Annotated in this window: 5 protein-coding genes and 1 tRNA gene; 3 read left to right on the forward strand and 3 right to left on the reverse strand. The window is 59.9% G+C overall.

Annotated elements, in window-relative coordinates; translation table 11 throughout:
* The 3 genes from obgE to rplU form a co-directional block, all read right to left on the reverse strand.
* Nucleotides 1–857: GTPase ObgE (gene obgE, locus AC1D0P_RS22425; protein ID WP_477678765.1), on the reverse strand; the 857-nt coding region annotated here is incomplete at its 3' end.
* Nucleotides 858–975: 118 nt separating this feature from the next.
* A complete protein-coding gene (rpmA, locus tag AC1D0P_RS22430; protein WP_122955354.1) occupies nt 976–1,233 on the reverse strand; it encodes a 50S ribosomal protein L27 in 258 nt (85 codons plus the stop codon).
* A gap of 27 nt (nt 1,234–1,260) precedes the next feature.
* The gene (gene rplU / locus AC1D0P_RS22435) at nt 1,261–1,572 is read right to left on the reverse strand and encodes a 50S ribosomal protein L21 (protein WP_477678766.1); all 312 of its coding nucleotides are present in this window, start codon (nt 1,570–1,572) and stop codon (nt 1,261–1,263) included.
* Nucleotides 1,573–1,758: 186 nt separating this feature from the next.
* Here rplU and AC1D0P_RS22440 point away from each other — a divergent pair, with 186 nt between their 5' ends.
* The 3 genes from AC1D0P_RS22440 to AC1D0P_RS22450 form a co-directional block, all read left to right on the forward strand.
* Nucleotides 1,759–2,742, forward strand: a complete 984-nt coding sequence (locus tag AC1D0P_RS22440) for a polyprenyl synthetase family protein (RefSeq protein WP_477678767.1) — start codon at nt 1,759–1,761, stop codon at nt 2,740–2,742.
* Between the two features lie 15 nt (nt 2,743–2,757).
* A tRNA-Pro gene (locus tag AC1D0P_RS22445) sits at nt 2,758–2,834 on the forward strand.
* Nucleotides 2,835–2,963: 129 nt separating this feature from the next.
* The coding region (locus AC1D0P_RS22450; RefSeq protein ID WP_477678768.1) for an ATPase, T2SS/T4P/T4SS family at nt 2,964–4,398 on the forward strand (1,435 nt) is incomplete at its 3' end.

A 4,398-nucleotide genomic window follows, 5' to 3' on the forward strand; every position in this document is an offset into this window, starting at 1 on the left:
AGCTTGTTCAGAACCAGCCAGCGCGGTTTTTCATAGAGCGATTCATCGTATTTCTTGAGCTCTCCTACGATGGCCTTGGCCTGTGCCACCGGGTCCACACCTTCGTCGAAGGGAGCCAGGTCCACGATGTGCAGCAGCAGGCGGGTACGCTGCAGGTGTCGCAGGAAAAGATGGCCCAGGCCGGCGCCTTCGGAAGCGCCCTCGATCAGGCCGGRCAGGTCGGCCACTACAAAACTTTGTTCGGGGCCGACCCGCACCACGCCTAGGTTGGGGTGAAGCGTGGTGAAGGGGTAGTCGGCAATGCGAGGGCGGGCGTTGGAAACCGCCGATATAAAGGTGGATTTGCCGGCGTTGGGCATCCCCAGCAGTCCGACGTCGGCCAGCACCTTGAGCTCCAGCTTGAGGCTTTTGCGCTCACCGGGCCATCCCGGCGTTTTGCTGCGGGGCGCGCGATTGGTCGAGCTTTTGAAGCGCAGATTGCCGAAACCGCCGTCGCCACCCTTGGCGATCAGCACCTGCTCGCCAGGCACCAGCAGCTCAAAAAGGACTTCACCGGTTTCGGCATCGGTCAGGATGGTGCCCACAGGCATCTTGAGGATGACGTCGTCGCCCTTGGCGCCAAACATGTCCGAGCCCATGCCGTGCTGGCCGTTGCGGGCATCGTGGCGACGCGAAAAGCGGAAATCCACCAGCGTGTTCAGGTTGATGTCCGCGACCGCGTACACATGCCCGCCGCGCCCGCCGTCACCGCCGTTGGGGCCGCCGAACTCTTTGTACTTTTCATGGCTGAAGGAGACGCAGCCACTCCCGCCATCGCCTGCGGCAATGTCAATAAAGGCTTCGTCAACGAATTTCATGATGGAGTGCTGCGGTTAAACCAGGGGCGATGGGAGCCGAAGATCAAGTTTACAAACAAAAAAGCCCCGACAGGTCGGGGCTTCGTTTCAGTCGAAGTGACTTATCGAAGTGATCAGCTTACGCCGGCGTCACATTCACGGTGTGCTTGTTCAGCGCACCTTTGACGGAAAACGAGACCGAGCCGTCAACCAGCGCAAACAGCGTGTGGTCTTTGCCGATGCCGACATTGACGCCTGGGTGGAACTTGGTGCCGCGCTGGCGCACGATGATGCTGCCTGCGTTGATGACTTCGCCGCCAAATTTCTTGACGCCAAGCATTTTGGGCTGTGAATCACGGCCGTTTCGCGTAGAGCCGCCGCCTTTTTTCTGTGCCATTTTTCGTTACTCCTGGTACGTCCCTGCTTAACCGGCGATGACGCCGATTTGCAGTTCCGTGTAGTTTTGCCGGTGGCCCTGGCGCTTTTGGTAGTGCTTGCGACGGCGCATTTTGAAAATGCGAACCTTGTCGTGCCTACCTTGCGAAAGGACTGTGACTGTAACAGTAGCGCCGGACACCAAGGGCGTACCAACCGTGATTGTGCTGCCGGTGCCGACAGCCAATACCTGGTCAATAACGATCTCTTGGCCTACGTCCGCAGCAATCTGTTCTACTTTAATTTTTTCTCCAGTAGCAACCTTGTATTGTTTGCCACCGGTTTTTATGACCGCGTACATGTAAGACCTCGTAAATTGAGTTCTGCAGACGGATTTCCGCAGAGCCCAATATTCTAGCATGGCAGCCCGAAATTGACCAGACGGGCTGTTTCGGGGCTTTTGGGCGCCGGTTTCCGGAGCCGGCCGGGCCTGGGCGGGCGGGACGGCTTCCTATAATTGGGCCACATTTAACGTCTGGATTGCCTTTTGTCTGCCAACTCCTCTAGCACCGCCGCAGCCCTCGCCCTGATTGCCGACGACATGCGCGGGATGGACGCGGTGATCGAGCGCCGCCTGAAGTCCGAAGTGCCCCTGGTCAGCCAGGTCTCGGGCTACATCGTGGCGGCCGGCGGGAAACGGTTGCGCCCAGCCCTTTTATTGCTGATGTGCGGCGCCCTCGGGTACCGCGGTGACCAGCGTTACAACCTCGCGGCCGTCGTGGAGTTCATTCACACCGCGACCTTGCTGCATGACGACGTCGTGGACGAGTCCACCTTGCGCCGCGGCCGTGCCACCGCCAACGAGGCCTTCGGCAACCCCGCGAGCGTGCTGGTCGGCGACTTCCTGTATTCCCGGGCCTTCCAGATGATGGTGGAGGCAGGGGACATGCGCATCATGCAAACCCTGGCCGAAGCCACCAATGTGATTGCCGAAGGGGAGGTGCTGCAGCTCATGAATATGCACGACGCGGCACTGTCCGAAGAAGGCTATCTCAGGGTAATTCGCTCCAAGACGGCCAAGCTGTTTGAAGCAAGCGCTCGCTTGGCGGCCTTGCTGGCGCAGTCGCCGCCGGCCGTCGAGGAGAGCTGCGCGGACTACGGGCAGGCGCTGGGCACGGCATTCCAGGTGATCGACGACGTGCTCGATTACGACGGGGACGTCTCGGAAATGGKGAAAAACCTTGGGGATGACCTGCGGGAAGGCAAGGCAACCCTTCCTTTGATCATCGCGATGCAGCGCGGCAGCGAGGCCGAGCGATCCACCATCCGGCAGGCCATTGAAACCGGCGGGACCGACCAGATGACGCGGATCATCGAGATCGTGCACCAGACAGGCGCATTGCGGGCAACCCGCGATGCCGCCGCCGTGGAGGCTCAGCGCGCGCTGAATGCCTTGCGGATCTTGCCGCAAAACATTTACAGTAATGCCTTGACGCAACTGGCTTCCCAATTGCTGGAGAGGCGTTCCTGACGGGTTGTGTGACGGCGGGGTGTAGCTTAGCCTGGTAGAGCGCTACGTTCGGGACGTAGAGGCCGGAGGTTCGAATCCTCTCACCCCGACCAGGCCCGGTTTTTTTCTTAAGTGTGCGTTTCTTCGCATACTTCCAACGCTACCCGGGGGGTGGGGGCGTTTTCGATTTACACCCGGGAATCTATAGGCGATGATACCTATTTGAGCTAAACCCCAGAACCATGGCCGCTGTCGACACCGCAATCAACCAACCGCCTTCCATGGCCCTGCCCGGCCTGGGACGGGCCTTGGTGGTGGCGGGGAAACTGGGTCAAAAGGCCGCCGAAGACATTTTCCGCAAGGCCCAAAGCGGGCGAACCAGCTTTATTGCCGAGCTGACCGGGTCCGGTGCGRTATCCGCGTTCGACCTGGCCCATACCATGTCCACGGCATTTGCCGCGCCCTTGCTGGACCTGGAGGCCATTGACGCCCAGCGTCTGCCCAAGGGCCTGCTTGACCCCAAGATCTGTACAACTTACCGTATTGTTGTCCTGAGCAAGCGGAACAACCGCCTGATCGTGGCGACGGCGGACCCCTCCGACCAGGAGGCGGCAGAAAAAATCAAGTTCTCCACCCAGATGGGCGTGGACTGGGTGATTGCCGAATACGACAAGCTTTCCAAGCTGGTGGAGGTTTCCAATACCTCCGCGTCCGAGGCAATGGAAAGCATCATCGGCGACGATTTCGAGTTTGACGAGTCCAGCGCCGACGCGACGGCCGAGGACAGCGAAGCGAGCGTCTCTGAGGTCGAGGACGCGCCGGTCGTCAAATTCCTCCAGAAAATGCTGCTCGATGCTTTCAGCATGCGGGCTTCCGATCTGCACTTTGAACCATTCGAGCACACCTACCGCGTGCGTTTCCGGGTTGACGGCGAATTACGCGAAATCGCCTCGCCGCCAGTGGCCATCAAGGAAAAACTGGCCGCCCGCATCAAGGTCATTTCCAAACTCGACATCTCCGAAAAGCGCGTGCCGCAAGACGGCAAAATGAAGCTCAAGATCGGCCCGGACCGGGTCATCGACTTCCGGGTCAGCACCTTGCCCACCATGTATGGCGAAAAAATCGTCATTCGTATCCTGGACCCGAGCAGCGCCAAGCTCGGCATTGACGCCCTCGGCTATGAGGCCGTTGAAAAAGAGCGTTTGATGGCCGCCATCCAGCGGCCGTACGGCATGGTGCTCGTGACCGGGCCTACCGGCTCGGGCAAGACCGTGTCCCTGTATACCTGCCTGAACATCCTTAACAAGCCGGGCGTCAACATCGCGACGGCCGAAGACCCTGCTGAAATCACCTTGCCGGGCRTGAACCAGGTCAGCATGAATGACAAGGCCGGCATGACTTTTTCGGTCGCGCTCAAAGCCTTCCTGCGGCAGGATCCAGACATCATCATGGTCGGTGAGATTCGTGACCTCGAAACCGCCGATATCGCGATCAAGGCCGCGCAGACCGGCCACATGGTCATGTCGACCCTGCACACCAACGATGCGCCGACCACACTGACGCGTATGCGCAACATGGGCATTGCGCCTTTCAACATCGCTTCCAGCGTGATCCTGATCACCGCCCAGCGGTTGGCCAGGCGGCTGTGCCCCAATTGCAAAGCCCCAGCGGATATCC

It is taken from the genome of Polaromonas sp. P1_G2, from assembly GCF_056405515.1.

What these genes read in the sequence shown, in the direction of transcription:
- rpmA (WP_122955354.1), bottom strand. Translation starts at nt 1,233, where the DNA reads ATGGCACAGAAAAAAGGCGGCGGCTCTACGCGAAACGGCCGTGATTCA.
- rplU (WP_477678766.1), bottom strand. Translation starts at nt 1,572, where the DNA reads ATGTACGCGGTCATAAAAACCGGTGGCAAACAATACAAGGTTGCTACT.